General features: G+C 63.8%; 23 protein-coding genes. 12 read left to right on the forward strand and 11 right to left on the reverse strand.

Annotated features, from left to right (window positions below):
* Positions 1-63: 63 nt before the first annotated feature.
* From PVE35_RS18645 to PVE35_RS18660, 4 genes are all read right to left on the reverse strand, one after another.
* Complete coding sequence (locus tag PVE35_RS18645) at positions 64-957, reverse strand: alpha/beta hydrolase (protein WP_277372648.1); 894 nt, start codon at positions 955-957, stop codon at positions 64-66.
* Positions 954-1730, reverse strand: a complete 777-nt coding sequence (locus PVE35_RS18650) for a class II aldolase/adducin family protein (protein ID WP_277372649.1) — start codon at positions 1728-1730, stop codon at positions 954-956. Before PVE35_RS18650 ends, PVE35_RS18645 begins: the two co-directional genes overlap by 4 nt.
* A gap of 147 nt (positions 1731-1877) precedes the next feature.
* The gene (locus tag PVE35_RS18655; RefSeq protein WP_268178609.1) at positions 1878-2564 is read right to left on the reverse strand and encodes an LrgB family protein; all 687 of its coding nucleotides are present in this window, start codon (positions 2562-2564) and stop codon (positions 1878-1880) included.
* Positions 2554-2934 (reverse strand): CidA/LrgA family protein, encoded by a 381-nt coding sequence (locus tag PVE35_RS18660; RefSeq protein ID WP_277372650.1) that lies wholly within the window; start codon positions 2932-2934, stop codon positions 2554-2556. Before PVE35_RS18660 ends, PVE35_RS18655 begins: the two co-directional genes overlap by 11 nt.
* An 87-nt stretch (positions 2935-3021) precedes the next feature.
* Between PVE35_RS18660 and PVE35_RS18665 the strand changes: the two genes are divergently transcribed.
* Complete coding sequence (locus PVE35_RS18665; RefSeq protein WP_268178611.1) at positions 3022-3906, forward strand: LysR family transcriptional regulator; 885 nt, start codon at positions 3022-3024, stop codon at positions 3904-3906.
* Positions 3907-3910: 4 nt separating this feature from the next.
* Here PVE35_RS18665 and PVE35_RS18670 read toward each other — a convergent pair whose 3' ends face one another.
* Positions 3911-4354: a cupin domain-containing protein gene (locus PVE35_RS18670; protein ID WP_277372651.1), complete on the reverse strand. Its 444-nt coding sequence runs from the start codon at positions 4352-4354 to the stop codon at positions 3911-3913.
* Position 4355: 1 nt separating this feature from the next.
* Entirely contained in the window at positions 4356-4805 is a 450-nt protein-coding gene (locus tag PVE35_RS18675; protein WP_268178613.1) for a flavodoxin, read from the reverse strand.
* A gap of 102 nt (positions 4806-4907) precedes the next feature.
* On the opposite strand from PVE35_RS18675, the gene PVE35_RS18680 reads away from it, so the two are divergent.
* Together PVE35_RS18680 and PVE35_RS18685 are read left to right on the forward strand one after the other, a co-directional pair.
* The gene (locus tag PVE35_RS18680; RefSeq protein WP_268178614.1) at positions 4908-5354 is read left to right on the forward strand and encodes a PAS domain-containing protein; all 447 of its coding nucleotides are present in this window, start codon (positions 4908-4910) and stop codon (positions 5352-5354) included.
* Between the two features lie 66 nt (positions 5355-5420).
* Positions 5421-6014 (forward strand): PilZ domain-containing protein, encoded by a 594-nt coding sequence (locus PVE35_RS18685; RefSeq protein ID WP_268178615.1) that lies wholly within the window; start codon positions 5421-5423, stop codon positions 6012-6014.
* Between the two features lie 203 nt (positions 6015-6217).
* On the opposite strand, the gene PVE35_RS18690 is transcribed toward PVE35_RS18685, so the two are convergent.
* Positions 6218-7174, reverse strand: coding sequence for a MerR family transcriptional regulator (locus PVE35_RS18690; protein ID WP_277372652.1), 957 nt, complete (start codon positions 7172-7174; stop codon positions 6218-6220).
* Positions 7175-7263: 89 nt separating this feature from the next.
* Between PVE35_RS18690 and PVE35_RS18695 the strand changes: the two genes are divergently transcribed.
* The 8 genes from PVE35_RS18695 (at position 7264) to PVE35_RS18730 (ending at position 11820) form a co-directional block, all read left to right on the forward strand.
* Positions 7264-7704 (forward strand): DUF393 domain-containing protein, encoded by a 441-nt coding sequence (locus tag PVE35_RS18695; protein WP_277372653.1) that lies wholly within the window; start codon positions 7264-7266, stop codon positions 7702-7704.
* Between the two features lie 112 nt (positions 7705-7816).
* Positions 7817-8383 (forward strand): antibiotic biosynthesis monooxygenase, encoded by a 567-nt coding sequence (locus PVE35_RS18700; RefSeq protein ID WP_277372654.1) that lies wholly within the window; start codon positions 7817-7819, stop codon positions 8381-8383.
* A 312-nt stretch (positions 8384-8695) separates the two neighbouring features.
* Positions 8696-9406 (forward strand): dihydromonapterin reductase, encoded by a 711-nt coding sequence (gene folM, locus PVE35_RS18705; RefSeq protein WP_277372655.1) that lies wholly within the window; start codon positions 8696-8698, stop codon positions 9404-9406.
* Positions 9407-9429: 23 nt separating this feature from the next.
* The gene (folE, locus tag PVE35_RS18710; RefSeq protein ID WP_268178620.1) at positions 9430-9990 is read left to right on the forward strand and encodes a GTP cyclohydrolase I FolE; all 561 of its coding nucleotides are present in this window, start codon (positions 9430-9432) and stop codon (positions 9988-9990) included.
* Entirely contained in the window at positions 9990-10361 is a 372-nt protein-coding gene (gene folX / locus PVE35_RS18715) for a dihydroneopterin triphosphate 2'-epimerase (RefSeq protein WP_268178622.1), read from the forward strand. Before folE ends, folX begins: the two co-directional genes overlap by 1 nt.
* A 79-nt stretch (positions 10362-10440) precedes the next feature.
* Positions 10441-10734 (forward strand): DUF1244 domain-containing protein, encoded by a 294-nt coding sequence (locus PVE35_RS18720; RefSeq protein ID WP_277372656.1) that lies wholly within the window; start codon positions 10441-10443, stop codon positions 10732-10734.
* A complete protein-coding gene (locus PVE35_RS18725) occupies positions 10731-11072 on the forward strand; it encodes a HopJ type III effector protein (RefSeq protein ID WP_277372657.1) in 342 nt (113 codons plus the stop codon). The genes PVE35_RS18720 and PVE35_RS18725 overlap by 4 nt, the downstream gene beginning before the upstream one ends.
* A gap of 160 nt (positions 11073-11232) precedes the next feature.
* Positions 11233-11820, forward strand: a complete 588-nt coding sequence (locus PVE35_RS18730) for a putative glycolipid-binding domain-containing protein (protein ID WP_268178625.1) — start codon at positions 11233-11235, stop codon at positions 11818-11820.
* 199 nt (positions 11821-12019) lie between these two features.
* Here the strand turns inward: PVE35_RS18730 and PVE35_RS18735 are convergent, their stop codons facing one another.
* From PVE35_RS18735 to PVE35_RS18750, 4 genes are all read right to left on the reverse strand, one after another.
* The gene (locus PVE35_RS18735) at positions 12020-12349 is read right to left on the reverse strand and encodes an AzlD domain-containing protein (RefSeq protein ID WP_268178626.1); all 330 of its coding nucleotides are present in this window, start codon (positions 12347-12349) and stop codon (positions 12020-12022) included.
* Entirely contained in the window at positions 12349-13053 is a 705-nt protein-coding gene (locus PVE35_RS18740; RefSeq protein WP_268178627.1) for an AzlC family ABC transporter permease, read from the reverse strand. The genes PVE35_RS18735 and PVE35_RS18740 overlap by 1 nt, the downstream gene beginning before the upstream one ends.
* Before the next feature lie 64 nt (positions 13054-13117).
* Positions 13118-13951, reverse strand: coding sequence for an AraC family transcriptional regulator (locus PVE35_RS18745; protein WP_268178628.1), 834 nt, complete (start codon positions 13949-13951; stop codon positions 13118-13120).
* Between the two features lie 3 nt (positions 13952-13954).
* Positions 13955-14524 carry a GNAT family protein gene (locus tag PVE35_RS18750; RefSeq protein ID WP_268178629.1) on the reverse strand — a complete coding sequence of 190 codons (570 nt, stop codon included), beginning with the start codon at positions 14522-14524 and terminating at the stop codon, positions 13955-13957.
* A gap of 193 nt (positions 14525-14717) precedes the next feature.
* Between PVE35_RS18750 and PVE35_RS18755 the strand changes: the two genes are divergently transcribed.
* Positions 14718-18206, forward strand: a complete 3489-nt coding sequence (locus tag PVE35_RS18755) for a PAS domain-containing hybrid sensor histidine kinase/response regulator (RefSeq protein WP_268178630.1) — start codon at positions 14718-14720, stop codon at positions 18204-18206.
* The last annotated feature ends 25 nt before the right edge of the window (positions 18207-18231 follow it).

Genomic DNA, 18231 nt, shown 5'->3' on the forward strand with positions numbered 1-18231 from the left:
CTGACGCACCCTCCGCTGCTGCCGCTGCGCTCGCCCTGGCCCGCCTTGCCGGCCAGCAAACCGCTATGCAGGCGAGCCCATGGCAGCGCGAAAGCGCAGGTAATGCTCGAGCACCTCGGCCGGTGCCTCGAGCTGCGGATAGTGGCCGATGCCTTCGAGCAGGACGGTATCGGCATCGGCGATCAACTCCCGATACCGCGCCACCATATGCGCCCCGGATATGGGATCGACAGCGCCATCGATCACCCGCATCGGCACGTCGGTGGCCTGCATGGCGGTCACCCAACGCTCACGCTGCTGACGACGTTCGGGCATGTAGCGGATCAACCGATGCATCACCGCCGGGCCGTTGTCATGGGCGATCAATTGCCACAGGGCATCCAGCTCGGCGTCGCTGGGCTGGGTCTGCGGGCCGAAGATACGGGCAAAGCTGCGCGCCAGCGAACGCCGCGAAAACAGACGACCGATCAAGGGCCCGAGCGGCCCCAGCAGCAGTTTCTGCACCCGCACCGGATGGTGCGTTTCGGGAAACAGGCCACCATTGAGGAACACGCAACTGGCCAGGTGCAGGCGTTGCTCCCGATGCCGGGCAATCAGCTCCTGCGCCACGCTGTCGCCATAGTCGTGGGCCAGCACGTGCAAGGCCCGCCGCTCGCCCAGATGCTCCAGCAACGCCTGCTGCAGATCGGCCTGCTCCAGCAGACTGTAGGCATGACCACGGGGCTTGGCGGAATAACCGAAGCCGAGCATGTCGCAGGCGATCACCCGGTAGCGCTCGGTCAGTGGCGTCCAGAGGCGATGCCAGTCCCAGCTCGCGGTGGGAAAGCCGTGAATCAGCAACAGGGGTTCGGCAGCCTCATCACCGCCGACCCAATAGCCGATGGCATGGCCGCGAAAGTGCAGGGTCTGGCCCTGGGCACGCCAGGCGCTCAGCTCGATCCCCGTCAGCGTGCTCACTGATCGTAGCCTGGCATCTGCTGGTCGAGCTTGCGCAGCAAGGCCGGCCAGGGCAGCGCGCCACCCATGCCCTGCGGCGTCTTCATCACCCCGGCGATCATCGCCTGGGCACCATCGAGCACGCTCTGCGGGATATGAATGAGTTCGGCGCCACCGCTCTGGGCCATGACCTGGATCTCGCAGGCACGTTGCAGGACGAACATGCCGAGAAAGGCATCGGCGATGCTGCCGAAGGCCGTCAGCAAGCCATGGTTGGGCAGAATCATGAAGTTCTTGTCGCCCAGATCGGCCTGCAGGCGCGCCTTCTCGTCATGGTTCAGTGCCACCCCTTCATAACCGTGGTAGGCCAGGCTGGCGAGGACGAACAGCGACTGCTGCGACAAGGGCAACAGGCCCTGCTTCTGCGCCGACACGGCGATGCCGGCAGCCGTATGGATATGCAGCACGCAGCCCACATCAGGGCGTACCTCGTGCACCGCACTGTGGATGGTGTAGCCCGCCGGGTTGATGTCGAACGGGCTGTCCATCAGCTTGTTGCCAGCCAGGTCGACCTTGATCAGGCTCGAGGCGGTGATCTCGTGAAACATCAGGCCGTAGGGATTGATCAGGAAATCTTCCGTACCCGGCACCTTGGCCGAGATATGGGTGAAGATCAGATCGTCCCAGCCATACAGCGCAATCAGTCGGTAGCAGGCAGCCAGGTCGACGCGGGCGCGCCATTCGGCTTCGGAAACCTGATTCTTGACGACGGGCAGTTGCAGCGGAGCGTTCACGGCTGACACCTCGGTCTTGTTGTGGGTCGGTGGTGTCCGCAGTCTAGCCGTGGTGCCAAGAAGTGGTAATCGCTCTGGCAGCCCTCTTCATGGCTTTGCAGGCCAGAGGCCCGCCGGGCCGTCGCGATAGCAGGATATTCGCCGCCGTTATAGAAGCAGGAGCAACAGTGGCGCGGCGAAGAAATTCAGCAAGCCCATCAGCACCATCACCAGCCCGGCGACGGTTCCCTCCTCGCTGCCCACCTCCAGCGCCCTGGCCACGCCGGCACCGTGGGCCCCAACACCGAGCAGCGCGCCGCGCGCCAGCGCCGTCTTCAGCGGCAACCAGCGCAGCAGCAGGCCACCGGCTGCCGCACCGAAAACGCCGGTGAGCATGACGAAGATAGCCGTCAGCTCGGCCACGCCGCCGAGGCGCTGCGCGATGGGCATGGCGAAGGGCGTGGTGATCGAACGCGGCACCAGCGAGCGACTGACCTCGCTATCCAGGGCCAGGGCACCAGCCAGCCACCAGGAACTGAGGATGGCCACCGCGCTCCCCACCAGCATGCCACCGAGCAATGCCGGCCAGTGCCGCGCCAGCAGCGCACGCTGCTGCCAGATGGGCACGGCGAAGGCGACCGTGGCAGGACCGAGCATCACCATCAACCAGTGGGTGTTGCCAATGTACTCCGCATAGCGCGTGTGCAGCGGAATGGCCAGCGCCAGCAACAGCAGCGGCACCAGGATCAGTGGCGACAGCAGATAACGCCCACTGCGCCGATACAGCCAGCGGCTCAGGCCATAGGCTCCCAGGGTCAGCGCCAGCCACATCAGGGGCATGGGCTCAAGGCTCATGGCGCAGGCTCCGGCGGCACAACAGCTCCACGGTCAGGGCGGTGAATAGCATCACCAGCAGGGTGCTGCTGCCGATCACCAGCAGGATGCGCCAGCCCTCGGTGCGCAGCAGACTGCCATAGTCGAGCAGGCTCATCAGCGCCGGTATGAAGAACAGCAGCATCTCCGCCAGTAGCAACCCCGCCCCCAGTTGCAGTGCCGCCGGTTCGACCCGACCACTGGCGAAAGCCGCCAGCAGCAGGCCAAGCCCGATGACGCCACCGGGAACCGGCCAGCCCAGATGAGCAGCCAGCCAGCTACCGAACAGGTACAGGCCGATCAGGATCGCCAGTTCAAAGCACAGCCGGGAAAGATGGCGGATGCGAGCCATGTGTAAAGCTCCAAAGGATATGGCTAACAGCTTATTCCCGGGCCTATCATCACCAAAGCGAATTGTTAGAATCGAGGCCATTCCATAATGGAATTCAAACAACTGCGCAGCTTCGCCGAGGTGGTACGCCAGGGTGGTTTCACCCAGGCCGCCGCCGTGCTGCACACCAGCCAGTCAGCCGTGAGCAAGCAAGTCGCCCAACTGGAGTCTCGCCTGGGTGTACGCCTGCTGGAACGACACGGCCCGCACCTGCGCCTGACCGATGCCGGCGAAGTGGTGCGCCGTCGCGCCGAGGACTTCCTGCGCCTGCAGCAGGAGCTGTCACGCGAACTCGATGACCTGGAGCAACTGGTTCGTGGAGAACTGCGCCTGGGCCTGCCCATGCTCGGTAGCGATGCACTGTTCGCCGGCCTGTTCGCCGAATACCGACGCCGTTATCCGAAGATCACCATCAGCCTCGCCGAGGGTGGCAGCAAGATGGTCGAGCGCATGGTGCGCAACGGCGAACTGGAGATCGGCGCAGCCCTCAAGCCAAGCGATCCGGACTTCGCCTACCAGCCGTTCTGCAACGAACCACTGGATATCCTCCTGCCCGCCCAGCATGCGCTGGCAAGCCATCAGGGCCTGCACCTGCAGCAGTTGGCCGAGACGCCCTTCCTGCTCTACCAGCAGAGCTTCACCCTCAATGATCGCCTGTTACTGGCCTGCCAGCGCCTGGGCTTCACCCCGCAGGAGGGCGGACGCAGCGGCCAGGCGGACTTCCTCGCAGCACTGGTGGCCGCGGGTCAGGGCGTGGTGTTGCTGCCACGCGTGGTGGCGCGCAGCCTCGAGCGACCTGGTGTGGTGAGGAGAACACTGCTGGACTCGGATCTGCGCTGGGATATCGCGTTCATCTGGCGCCGCGACGCCTACCTGTCGCGGGCAGCGCAGGCCTGGCTCGACCTGCTCCCACCTCAGAGCAGATCGCCGTAATCGCTCAGCAGCAGCGGCCAGTGCGCCTGCGCGGCGGATCATTGGCGAGCAGGCGGAAGCCCTGGAACTGGAACTCCGGCGCCACAGTGCAACCGACCAGGCTGAAGGCGCCAGTGCAACGCGCTGCCTGCCAGGCCTGTGCCGGCACTGCGCGCTGCGGCAACTGCCCGCTGTCGACCGGGCCGACCCGCTCGATGCGTACCACATCGGGCACTTCGGCGATCAACAGCTCCAGCGGATCGCCCTCATGGAAGTGCCACAGCTCATCGGCATCGACCCGGTGCCAGCGACTGACCACACCCGCAGGCAATAGGAACAGGATGGCGCTCGACGCTGCTCGCCCCTGCGCATCACATTGTGCCGAAACGAACAGGCGACGGTAGAAACCGCCCTCTGGATGCGCCTCGAGCCCGAGGCTGTCGATCAACTGGCGAGCGCGCGGGTGCATCTCAGGCCTTCAGCGCCGCCGCGAAGGCTTGCAGCCAGGGTTCGGCATCGCTTTCCGGGGTGACCGTTTCACTGGCATCCAGACGCAGCATTTCCACCACTTCACGCAGGCCCAACTCGGCATAGAGTTCGCGGATCAACTCGCCAGCGCCACAGAAGCTGTCGTAGCTGGAATCGCCCAGCGCCAGCACGGCGGCAGGCTTGCCGCTCCAGGCCGGCAGGCGCTCGCGAAGTTCGCAGTAAAGCGGCAGCAGGTTGTCCGGCAGCTCGCCCATGCCGGTAGTGGCAGTCACGGTGAGCACGGCATCAGGAGCGAAGGCCAGCAATTCATCGAGATTCATGTGGTTCTTGTACCAGGCCTGCAACCCGGCCGCCTCGAGCAGCCGTTCGGCGTGGCGGGCGACTTCTTCGGCGGTGCCGTAGACCGACCCCGAAACGATGGCGACTTTCATGACAACTCCAGATACAGGAAAAACGCCGCGCATTATGCCGCAAGTGGACAGCGCGACTCGATGACTTAGAATGCAGCGCACATCCATCGAGGAATCACCCCCATGATCAATGCCAAGCTGCTGCAACTGGTAGTCGACGCCTCCAATGATGGCATCGTGGTGGCCGAGCAAGAGGGGGAAGACAACATTCTCATCTACGCCAATGCCGCCTTCGAGCGCCTGACTGGCTATGTCAGCGACGACATCCTCTACCAGGACTGTCGTTTCCTGCAGCGCGACGACCGGGCCCAGGTGGGTCTGCAGGCCATCCGTGAGGCGGTGCGCTCACACAAGCCATGCCGACAGATCATTCGCAACTATCGCAAGGACGGCAGTGCCTTCTGGAACGAGTTGTCGATCACCCCGGTGTTCAACGAAGGCGATCAACTGACCTACTACATCGGCATTCAGAAGGATGTCACCGAGCAGGTCGAGGCGCAGCAGCGCGTGCGCGAGCTGGAAGCCGAGGTGGCCGCACTGCGCGCCGAGCTGGCGAGCGTGAAAAGCTGACGAACGTACAAAACTAATGGCCTGAAGCGCGGTCTGCAGTAGGTGAATCACCATGCAGTGACCGTCATGAACCACGACCCGCTCCTGACTCAGGCTGAAATCGACTTCATCCAGCACCTAGCCACGCAGACATCGCGCGAACGCCGTGCACCGTCGGATATCGGCGCCCAACTCGGTGAACTCCTCGAACAACTGGGTACCGACGAGTACCTGAGCCTGGACGCGCGCAGCCAGGACAAGCACCTCAGCTACCCGATCCGCCTGATCCGCAAGGGGCGCCAGGCGCCACGCCTGGAAGTGGGGGCGCCTCTGATTCTCGAACCCGGGGAAGTCGAACGGCCCTGGCGCCTGACCCTGTTACAGCCTCTGGCCCTGCTGGACGGCAAGAACCGTCCCGGCGGTCTGGAAGTCATCGAACTCTCCAGCAATGGCATGCTGGTGCGTAGCGCCAACAAGGGCAAACCGGCGCACACCCTGCACGCCAACCTGCAACTGCCGGACGAAGCCTGCATCCATCTGCAGGCTCGCCTGGTACGTCGCGTTACCGGCACCTGCTACGCCTATCGCCTGCAATCCCTGCACGACGAAGATGAACAGCACCTGCGCCAGTTCCTCTTCGACCACCATGCAGCCAGTCAGACCAGCCAGGCCAGCGCCTAACAGGCCGTTGAAACACTACCTCGGCTTTGGCTTCCTGCGTCGCTCTACCTCCTGCATCCATGCAGTCGTGCGCTGGCAATACTGCGTCAAAAACAGCCTCGCGTGCGAGCCCAGGCTAGGCGCCCCCTCAAAAATGCTCATTTACAGCACGCCAACTGCGCTTTTTCGGCTGTTTTTCGCTTTTCAATGGCCTGCTAAGCGGCTCAGGTATCCAGATGCCCGGCGAGGAACTGCCGCATGCGCCGCTGCATCAGGCGCCCCTCGCTGCCCAGGCAGGCGATGGGTGAGCCTGTCAGGCTTTCTTCGGCCAGATCGGAGCTATCGCCGGCTAGCATCAACGGACAATCCAGCCCCAGCGCCAGGCGCGCCAACTGACGCGGGAAATCCTCCGCGGGCGGCTGGTTGCTGAACAGCACCAGCGCCTGTGGCTGCATCCGCTCGCAGATCAGTGGCAAGTCGAGCAACGCAATGCCAGGGCCAATGACGCTCACCTCGGTTTCCAGCGTGCTCAGCATCAACGCCGCCACCAGCAATTCCAGCTCACGGCAATGCCCCGGCAGCGCTGCCAGCAACACTCGCCCGCTCGCCTCCTCGCGCGCCCCCATCTGCAGGCGTTGCCAGCAACGTGCCCGCAAGAGGCCATCGAGCAGCAGCCATTCGGCGCGCTGCCCCACCTCATCCTGGCGCAACAGCAACTCCTGCCAGAGCGGCATGAAGATTTCCTGAAACACTACGGGCAAGGGGTAACAGGAGAAGATCTGCCCGTACAGACGCTGCAGGCGTGCCTCGTCGAACCCCTGCAGCGCCTGACGTACCTGCGCCTGCCACTGATTCCAGTCATCGCTACTGACTTCGTCGTGAACGGGCGTGGCAACGCTGCGATTGCTGGCACTCTTGGCCAGGATGCTGCCGACCTTGCTGACCGATACACCACGCTCGATCCAGGCCAGAATGCTGCGCACGGCATCGATGTCGGCCTGTGAATAGAGGCGGTGACCGCTGTCGGTTCGGGTCGGCTGGATCAGGCCATAACGCCGCTCCCAGGCGCGCAGCGTGACCGGGTTCACCCCAGTCAGGCGCGACACCTCGCGAATCGGGAACAGCTCTTCCTGCTTCAGCGCACTGGACGCTAGTGATATGGCACCGGCGGGTTCGGTCATGGCGTGGGGATCGCGGCAAGAGAAAGTTCGGACATTGTAACTCAGCAACGGCCACCTTACATTGGACAACAACTATACAGAGCCCCCTCATGCACAACCCAGAAGCCTGGCCCCTGACGCTCTATTACGACGGCGACTGCCCGCTCTGCGCACGGGAGATCCGTTTGCTGCGCAAGCATGCAAGCCCAACACGCCTGCTGCTGGTGGATATCAGCGCGGCAAACTTCGACCCCGCCGTATTGGGCCTCAGCCTGACAGCCATGCGCGAGCGCCTGCACGCCCGCTGGGCCGACGGCCAGTGGCTGCTGGGGCTGGATGCCAGCCTGTGGAGCTGGCAGGCCGCCGGCCTTGGAACCTGGGTCGCGCCCTTGCGCTGGCGCCCATTGCGCCCCTTGCTGGAATGGGGCTATCGCCTGTTCTGTCGCCTGCGCCCTCATCTGGCACGCTTGCCGCACCCCGACGGTGCAGCGCGCTGTCGGGGTGGCCAGGCCTGCCCGCTGCGAAACCCGTCAGATGGCGAGGCTGGCTAAGCTCGGAAAAACCGGAATAATCCTTGCTGAATTTTCATCGAGCACAACACCCCGTGCTCGATCACGCCCAATGCCATACCCCGGCAAGGGGCAACAGTCGAGGAGATACACCATGTCCCCCGTTACTCTCATGGTGGCGCGCCGCGTCGCCAATGGTCGCTACAACGACTTCATCAACTGGCTGCACGAAGGCGAACATCTGGCCACCGACTTCCCCGGCTATCTCGGCTCCGGCGTGCTGGCCCCGCCGCCAGGCGACGACGAATTCCAGATCGTGTTCCGCTTCAGCGACGAACGCACCATGGCTGCCTGGGAGCATTCGGCCTCACGCCGGGCCTGGCTGAAAAGGGGCGCAGGCCTCTACGCCCAACCCCAGGAAAAGCGCGCCATCGGCCTCGATGCCTGGTTCGGCAACGGCCTGCGCCAACCGCCACGCTGGAAGCAGAGCATCGCCATCTGGCTGGCCTTCTTTCCGGTTTCGCTGGCCTTCAACCTGTTCTTCGGTCCCTGGCTCGCCGACTTCTCGCTGGTCATCCGCGTGCTGCTCTCGACCCTGGCCCTGACGCCATTGATGACCTACCTGTTCATCCCGCTGTCCACCCACCTGCTGGCGCCTTGGCTGCACGGCACCGATGCCGCCCGCCTGGACAGGCGCCCGGCCAGCATCGGCAAGCTCTGACCTCCCCCTCTCTCCTTGCCCATCGGTCAGCCTCGTGCTGACCGATGTCAGCCGGCAAAACCTATACAAACCACCAAATTCGTACAGCAAAAGTACAAAAACAGAGAATACAGGATCACAAGAAAAAGCCTTTCAAGTCAGGCAAATAGGCCAATCTTGCCCCTGCAACAATAAAACCATGCGCTTCGCATGGTTGTACAAGATGCAGCTCTGGTATAGCTTTAATCACGGTCTGGTTCGTACTGCCTGCCACTGGTCAGGTATCCCGAGGCAGTACAGCCAGGCCTTCATCGTCTTATTCATGAGCCGCAAATGAGCGCAGCCAGCTTCCCCATACTGATCACCGGTGCCAGTCAACGAGTCGGCCTGTACTGCGCCGAGCGCCTGCTCGACGAGGGCCAAGCCGTGATCATCAGTTACCGCCAGGAACGCGATAGCGTCGCGCATCTGCGTGAGCGCGGCGCCATTGCCCTGCAGGCCGATTTCAGCGAAGAGGCCGGCATCCTGGCCTTTATCGAGCAGCTCAAGGGGCATTGCGACGGCTTGCGCGCCATCGTTCACAACGCCTCACAATGGCTGGCCGAAACGCCCGGTGAAGAAGCCGAGGCCTTCCGCCAGCTATTCAACCTGCACATGCTCGCGGCCTACCTCATCAACCTGCACTGCAGCGAATTGCTGCTGCGATCGGAGCAGGCCGACATCGTCCACGTCAGCGATGACGTGGTACGCAAGGGCAGCGCCAAGCGCCCGGCCTACTGCGCCAGCAAGGCCGGCCTGGAAAGCCTGACCCTGTCGTTCGCCGCGCGCCTGGCGCCACGCATCAAGGTCAACGCCATCGCCCCGGCGCTGTTGATGTTCAACGAAGGCGATGACGCGGCCTACCGCAGCAAGGCCCTGGCCAAATCGGCGCTGGGCATCGAACCCGGCCCACAGGCCTTCTACCAGAGCCTGCGCTACCTGCTCGACAACCCCTATGTGAGCGGAACCATCCTCAGCCTAAACGGTGGCCGTCACCTCAAGTGAGGCGACCGCCCCAGGACACTGCCATGAGCCATCCTCTTTCCCAGCATTACCGTGAAATCCTTGTTGGCCTCGGTGAAAACCCCGAGCGCGAAGGCCTGCTCGACACCCCCAAGCGGGCCGCCAAGGCCATGCAGTACCTCTGCCACGGCTATCAGCAATCGCTGGAAGAAATCGTCAACGGCGCCCTGTTCGCCTCCGACAACGACGAAATGGTGATCGTCAAAGACATCGAGCTGTACTCGCTGTGCGAGCACCACCTGCTACCCTTCATCGGCAAGGCGCATGTGGCCTATATCCCTACCGGCAAGGTACTGGGTCTGTCCAAGGTGGCGCGTATCGTCGACATGTACGCGCGCCGCCTGCAGATTCAGGAAAACCTCACCAAGCAGATCGCCGACGCCATTCAGAACGTGACCAACGCCGCTGGCGTCGCCGTGGTGATCGAGGCCAAGCACATGTGCATGATGATGCGTGGCGTGGAGAAGCAGAATTCGGTGATGAGCAGCTCGGTGATGCTGGGTGCTTTCCGCGAGTCGTGCAACACGCGCCACGAATTCCTGCAACTGATCGGACGGAACAACTGATGCCACGACTGGAACCCGGAATGGCGCGCATCCGCGTCAAGGATCTACGCCTGCGCACCTATATCGGTATCAAGGAAGAAGAGATCAACAACAAGCAGGATGTGTTGATCAACCTGACCATTCTCTACCCAGCCGTCGATGCCGTGCAGGTCAACGACATCGAGCATGCGCTGAACTACCGCACCATCACCAAGGCGATCATCGCCCATGTGGAAGGCAACCGTTTCGCCCTGCTCGAACGCCTGACCCAGGAGATCCTCGACCTGATCATGCGCCACGAGGCGGTGCGTTACGCCGAAGTGGAAGTGGACAAACCGCATGCCCTGCGCTTCGCCGAGTCGGTGTCGATCACCCTGGCCGGTCATCGCTAAAGCCGCGTCGCGCTCGGCTTGCCGGCCCAGGTGGGGGCTTTTATCATCGCCGCCACCGCCCTGCCCTGGAGAATCCGCCATGACCGAGCAAGAACGCCTCGAACTGGAAGCTGCTGCTTTTCGCGCCCTGGTGCTGCACCTGCGCACGCGCCCGGACGTGCAGAACATCGACCTGATGAACCTGGCCGGTTTCTGCCGCAACTGCCTGTCCAAATGGTACAAAGCCGCCGCCGACGACATGGGAGTGGACGTCAGCGTCGACCAGGCCCGTGAAACCGTCTATGGCATGCCCTATGCCGACTGGAAGGCCAAGTACCAGAAAGAAGCCACGGCCGAACAGAAAGCCGCATTCGACAAAGGAAAACCCGCATGACCGCCCTCGCCGAGCTGCGCAAGCGCCTGCAGCAAGACGACTTCGTCTTCAGCGAAACCCTGGCCTTCATTGCCGAACACTACGACTACCAGCCCAGCGCCTTTCGCAACGGTGACGTGGAAAACGCTGCCGGGCAGAACGAGGGCTCCTGCAAGACCCTGGGCCTGGCCCTGCTCGAGGGCCTCAGCCAGGACGAAGCCCTGCGTGCCTTTGGCGAGCACTACCGTAGCGTGCTGGCCACGCCGCAAGGCCACGACCACGGCAATATCCGTGCGCTGATGAGTCATGGTCTGCCAGGGGTGGAGTTCGAGCGCCCGCCGCTGACCCGCAAGGGCTGAAAAAAGCGCAAGAAATTGCGCACCTGTAGCAAAAGGCTGACAGACATCACATCGCCATCAATTTATGCTGCGCGCAAACAACTGATGGAACACGAGGGAACGTGTTCGGCGCGCAGCTTGCCCCTTCCCTTCTGTTTCGCGCTCGGCATGGAGTCGTCCGATGCAGCAAACGCTGGTATGGAAACCTTGGCACACCCCTGGCGTGGAATCCCTGCGCCTCACCCATGACGACAAAGGCATTCATGCCGCCAGTCACCTGATGCAGGTGATCAGGGGCGAAAGCGTCGCCGCCAGCTATCTGATCGATTGCGACCCGCAATGGCAATTTCGCCGTCTCTGGCTCAAGGTAGAAAATCATGGCCAGCGCCGCCTGTGCCTGCGCCGCGACGAACAAGGCAACTGGCTGGTGGACGGCGTGGCACGCCCCGATCTGCAGGGCTGCCAACACATCATGCTCTCGGCATCGCCCTTCACCCACACCCCCATCCTGCAGTGCTGCGACCTGCAAGCCGGGCAGAGCCAGGACATGCAGGTCGTTTACATCGACCTGCCCAGCCTGCAGATTCAGGTACGCCAACAACGCTACGAGTGCCTGAGCACGAGCCCCGAAGAAAGCTTCTATCACAGCCAGACCGAAGGCTGCTTCGGGGAAGAGCTGGAGGTCGACGGGCAGACGCTGCTACTCAACGCCAACGAGCGCTACATGTGCTTTAGCCAGCGCGAACTGAAGCTCAATGCGCTGGCGTAGGGTGCGCCGTGCGCACCACCAAACCTAGCAGGCTGTTGAAAAACTACCTACGTTGCCATTGCTGCGTTAAAAACAGCCTCGCGTGCGAGCCCAGTCAAAATGCTCATTTACAACACGTAAACTGCGCTTTTTCGGCTGTTTTTGCGGGGCCGCCATCGGTATTGCACTGGCTGCCTCGCCTACGTTTTTCAACGGCCTGCTAGATCGGCAGTTGACCAAAGGCCCAACGCAACAGGAAGAACACCAGCAGCCCCCCACCGATGGTTGCCAGCAGGTGCCGACTCCAGGCAGCGATGACGATGGCGGCCAGGCCCGCCAGGAGGTAGGCATTGTTCCAGACCAACGCCCAGTGCTGGCCGTCTGGCAGCAGCATGCCCGGCACCACGATGGCCGTCAGCACTGCCGTGGGCACGTAATGCAGGCCCTGGCGTACCAGCGGCGGGAAGCGTAGGTCGGGGAAGGCGAACAGGCTGTAGCGGGTGGCGAAGGTGATCGCCAACATGCCCAGGATCAGCAACCAGATATCCATCAGCCCACCTCCTGCTGCGGCTGGCGTCGCTCCAGCCACACGCCGACGACTATGCCACTGGCCGCTGCGGCCATCAGCCCCAGCTTGTACGGCAGTTCGTGACAGGCCAGGGCCACGCCAGCGGCGACCAGCGCCGCCGCGACCTGTGGGCGATTGCGCAGCATCGGTACGACGATACCGATGAAGGTCGCCAGCATGGCGAAATCCAGCCCCCACTCGCCGATGTTGGGGATTGCCTGGCCGAACAGCACGCCGATCAGCGTACAGACCTGCCAGTTGAGGTACATGGCCAGTGCTGCGCCTAGGAAATACCAGTGCCGATACGCGCCGGCGTCGCCAAGCAGGTAACGTTGCTGCACCACGGCGTAGGCCTCGTCGGTGAGCCAAAAGGCCAACGGCATGCGCCAACGCTTGGGCAGATGACGCACGTGGGGTTGCAGGCTGGCGCTGTACAGGGCATGCCGCAGGTTGACCACCAGGGTGGTCAGCAGCACCACGGCGATGCCGGCGCCACCGGCCAGCAGGCTGATGGCGATGAACTGCGCCGAGCCGGCGAACACCAGCGCCGACATGCCGAACGTCTGCCATGGGGCGAGCCCGGCGGCCCCCGCCAGGCTGCCGAAGATGATGCCGAAGGGCATGGCACCGAGCAGCATCGGCAGCATGTCGCGGGCGCCCTGGGTGAATTCGTGATGACGAGACATGGAACCTCCTTGGTGCTGCGAGCGTAGCCGCTGCTCGACGGGAGGTCTTGAACGATCTTGCGCTTCAGGTCTGGCAAGCCCGTCGATATTCGCCGGGGGCAATACCGTAGGCCTGCTTGAACTGGCGCGACAGGTGACTCTGGTCGGCAAAGCCCAGTTGCATCGCTACCGACAGCGGTGCACTGCCCTGTCGCAACAGGGCCCTAGCCTGCTCCAGGCGTCGCTGCTTGAGCCAGGCATGGGGTGGCAAGCCGGTGGCGCGACGAAAGACCCGGGCGAAATGAAAAGGCGAGAGATTGACGCTCTCCGCCAGCATCTCCAGTGACGGCGGCTCGTACAACCGACTGGCCAGAAGCTCCTTGGCCATGGCCACTACCCGTGGCTCGCGCCCGGCTGCGCGCGGCACCGGCAGGCGCGCATAGCGCTGCAACAGTTCGAGCATCACCTCACGCCACAGGGTCTGCCGTTGCAAGGCATCACTGCGCGGAGTCTCCAGCAGGCGGTGCAGAACGCTCAGCCGTGTAGCCAGCAGCGGATCATGGTGCACGCTGTCCTGAAACATCGGCGTGCTCGGCCGCAGCTCCAACTCCTCGAGCAGGGTGTCGAAGGTGCCAGGCTGCGGATAGAACACCCGATACTGCCATCCCTGCTCGGCCCCCTTGGAGCCTGTGTGCACCTCATCCGGGTTGAGCAAAGCGATGCAACCGGCCCCCGCCAGGTGCTCGATACCACGATAGCGATAACGCTCGGCGCCCGCCTCGAGCACCGCAATCACATGCCCATCGTGCACGTGAGGGGCGAAACGGTGCTCGATGAAACGCGCGGACAACAGCTCGACCCCCTGCGCATCCGCGCTGGTGCTGAAACGTACGTGCTCCCTCGTTGCATCCGGTTGCATGATTCAGGCGCCGAAGCTCGCTTCCAATGCCTGACGCACCTGCGGCCATTCCTGGTCGGTGATGCTGTACAGCACCGTATCGTCGAGGCGGCCGTCGGCCAGGCGCCGATGGTTGCGCAGCAAGCCTTCGCGCACGGCACCGAGCTTTTCGATGGCGCGCTGCGAGCGCAGGTTGCTGGCGGCGGTCTTGAGCTGCACACGCACCATGCCCCAGTTGTCGAAAGCATGCTTGAGCATCAGGTACTTGATGGTGGTATTCAGGCCACTGCCATGCTGCTCACGATCGAGCCAGGTCCAGCCGATCTCGCAAGCCGGCAGTGCATTGAGGAAATCGGCGAAGCGCGTGGTACCCACTAGACGATCGCCCAAGCGGATGACGAACGGCAGCGCCCGTTGTTCACGCTGGTCGGCCAGCGCACTGCGGTACCAGTCCAGGCGCAGGGTGCCATTCATGTACAGCAGCTCCTCACGGTTGGCCTCGGCCAGCGCCACCAATGCCGGGATGTCGTTATCGGCCAACGGCTCCAGGCGCAGCGCACCCCGTTGCAAGGTGACCAATTGCGGTTTGAACATGATGCCCTCTGACGCAGTCGTGAGCCGATCACGCTATCAGGCACGAGCGTGCTACACAATTGTCCCTGCGGCAATCGGCCCGTGCGACCTTGGTCGCAACTGACGCGCGCGCGCTTTGATGCAACACTGCCCCATGACCCGCCATATCGAGACGCGGGCTCCTTTCGTTACCCCTGCGTTCCGGAGTGTCCGCATGTCGCTGTCTACCGGGCTGATCGCCGCCGTCGCCCTGCTCTACATGACCGTACTGTTCGCCATCGCTTTCTATGGCGACCGGCGCAGCACGCCCATGCCGCCGAAGATTCGTGCCTGGGTCTACTCGCTGTCGCTGGCGGTGTACTGCACGAGCTGGACCTTCTTCGGCGCAGTGGGTCAGGCGGCCGAGCAACTCTGGTCGTTCCTGCCCATCTACATCGGCCCGATCATCCTCATGCTGAGCCTGCCCTGGGTACTGCAGAAGATGGTGATGATCAGCAAACAGGAGAACATCACCTCCATCGCCGACTTCATCGCCGCGCGCTACGGCAAATCGCAGTCGCTGGCAGTGGTGGTGGCACTGATCTGCTTGGTCGGCGTGCTGCCCTACATCGCCCTGCAGCTCAAGGGCATCGTCCTGGGCGTCAACCTGCTGATCGGCGTCGAGGCGCAGAGCACCGGCACCAGTGCCCAGGACACCGCGCTGATCGTGTCGCTGGCACTGGCTCTGTTCACCATCCTGTTCGGCACGCGCAACCTGGACGTCACCGAACACCACCGCGGCATGGTGCTGGCCATCGCCTTCGAGTCGCTGATCAAGCTGCTGGCCTTCCTCGCCGTCGGCGCTTTCGTCACCTTCGGCCTGTACAACGGTTTCAACGACCTGTTCGCCCAGGCCCGCCACACGCCGGAGCTGGACGCCTTCTGGGCCAAGGCGGTGAACTGGCCAGCCATGCTGGTGCAGACCGGCATGGCCATGATCGCCATCGTCTGCCTGCCACGGCAGTTCCATGTCACCGTGGTGGAAAACATCGAGCCCAAGGATCTGCGCCTGGCGCGTTGGGTGTTCCCGGCTTATCTGGTACTGGCTGCGCTGTTCGTGGTGCCCATCGCTCTGGCCGGGCAGATGCTGCTACCCGCCGGCATCGCCCCGGACTCCTTCGTCATCAGCCTGCCACTGGCCGAAGCCCACCCAGGCCTGGCAGTACTGGCCTTCATCGGTGGTGCTTCGGCGGCCACCGGCATGGTGATCGTCGCGTCCGTCGCCTTGTCGACCATGATCTCCAACGACATGCTGTTGCCCTGGCTGCTGCGCCGCAAGAACACCGAGCGCCCCTTCGAGGCCTTCCGCCACTGGATGCTCACGGCGCGGCGCGTCAGCATCGTGCTGATCCTGTTGCTGGCTTACGTCTGCTATCGCCTGCTCGGCGAAGGCACCAGCCTGGCCACCATCGGCCAGGTGTCCTTCGCCGCCATCGGGCAACTGGCACCGGCCATGTTCGGCGCGCTGGTGTGGAAGCAGGCCAACCGCCGTGGCGTGTTCGCCGGGCTGATCGTCGGCTCCGCGCTGTGGTTCTACACCCTGGTGCTGCCGCTGGCCGCGCGCGGCATGGGCTGGTCGCTGTCCGGCTTCCCCGGCTTGACCACCTTGCTGCATGCCCCCATCGGCCTGCACGTCGACCCGCTGACCCGTGGCGTGGTGCTGTCGCTGGCCGGCAACATGCTGCTGTTCGCCTGGGTCTCCTGGTTCTCCCGCACCCGGGTATCGGAGCACTGGCAGGCCGGGCGTTTCATCGGCCATGACCTGGGCATCAAACCCAGCGGTCGCAGCCTGCTGGCGGTGCAGGTGGAAGACCTGCTGATGCTCTCGGCGCGCTTCGTCGGCGAGGAACGCGCCCGCCAGAGCTTCATGCGCTTCGCCCAGCGCCAGGGCAACGCCAAGACCTTCGACCCCAACCAGCCGGCCAACAGCGACTGGATTGCCCACACCGAGCGCCTGCTCGCTGGCGTGCTCGGCGCCTCGAGCACCCGCGCGGTGGTCAAGGCGGCCATCGAAGGCCGCGAGATGCAGGTCGAGGACGTGGTACGCATCGTCGACGAAGCGTCCGAGGTGCTGCAGTTCAACCGTGCGCTATTGCAAGGCGCCATCGAGAACATCACCCAGGGCATCAGCGTGGTCGATCAGAACCTGCGCCTGGTGGCCTGGAACCATCGCTACCTGGAGCTGTTCGAGTATCCCGACGGGTTGATCTACGTGGGCCGGCCGATTGCCGAGATCATCCGCTTCAACGCCGAGCGCGGCATGCTCGGCAGCGGCGATGTCGAGGAGAGTGTGGCCAAGCGCCTGTACTGGATGCGCCAGGGCACCGCACACAGCTACGAGCGGGTATTCCCCAACGGCCGGGTGATCGAGCTGATCGGCAACCCCATGCCGGGCGGCGGCTTCGTCATGAGCTTCACCGACATCACCGAATTTCGCCAAGCCGAGCGCGCCCTCAAGGAAGCCAACGAGAGCCTGGAACGCCGCGTTGCCGAACGCACTCAGGAGCTGTCGCAACTGAACCAGGCACTGACCGAGGCCAAGGCCCATGCCGAAGCCGCCAACCAGTCCAAGACGCGCTTTCTCGCCGCCGTCAGCCATGACCTGATGCAACCGCTGAATGCCGCCCGGCTGTTCTCCGCCGCCCTGTCGCATCAGGAAGGAGCCCTGCCCGACGAAGCCCAGGAACTGGTGCGCCACCTCGACAGCTCGCTGCGCTCGGCCGAAGATTTGATCACCGACCTGCTGGACATCTCGCGTCTGGAGAACGGCCGCATCACCCCGGATCGCCACCCCTTCGCCCTGGCCAACCTGTTCGATACCCTCGCCGCCGAGTTCGGCGTGCTGGCTGCCGAACAGGGCATCGACTTGCGCGTGCACGGCAGCCAGCAGTGGATCGACAGCGATATCAAGCTGCTGCGCCGGGTGCTGCAGAACTTCCTCACCAACGCCTTCCGTTACGCCAAGGGCCGGGTGGTGCTGGGCGTGCGCCGCGAAGGCAATCAGTTGCGCCTGGAGGTCTGGGATCGCGGCATGGGCATCCCCGAAGACAAGCGCAGGGTGATTTTCGAGGAGTTCAAGCGCCTGGACAGCCACCAGACCCGTGCCGAAAAAGGCCTGGGGCTGGGGCTGGCGATTGCCGATGGCCTGTGCCGGGTACTCGGTCACGGCCTGCAAGTACGCTCCTGGCCGGGCAAGGGCAGCGTGTTCAGCGTCAGCGTGCCGCTGGCCCGCAAGCCTGCACCGAAAGTGCAAGGCACTGGCGCGCCGGCCAGTGACGCACAACCGCTGCAAGGCACCCAGGTGCTATGCATCGACAACGAGGACAGCATCCTCACCGGCATGCACAGCCTGCTGTCACGCTGGGGCTGCCAGGTGTGGATCGCGCGCAACCGCGTGGAATGCGAACACCTGCTCAGTGAGGCAGTGCGCCCACAACTGGCCTTGATCGACTACCACCTGGACGAAGGCGAGACCGGCACCGAACTCATGGCCTGGCTGCGTACCCGTCTGGGCGAGCCAGTGCCCGGCGTGGTGATCAGCGCCGACGGCCGCCCCGAACTGGTGGCCGAGGTACACGCCGCCGGCCTCGACTATCTACCCAAGCCGGTCAAACCGGCCGCCTTGCGTGCCCTGCTCAGTCGGCATCTGCCGCTACGCGGTTGAGTCGGACTGACCTGGCGCAAGGTGC

The organism is Pseudomonas sp. AA-38 (genome assembly GCF_029457475.1).
Lineage (GTDB): Bacteria > Pseudomonadota > Gammaproteobacteria > Pseudomonadales > Pseudomonadaceae > Aquipseudomonas.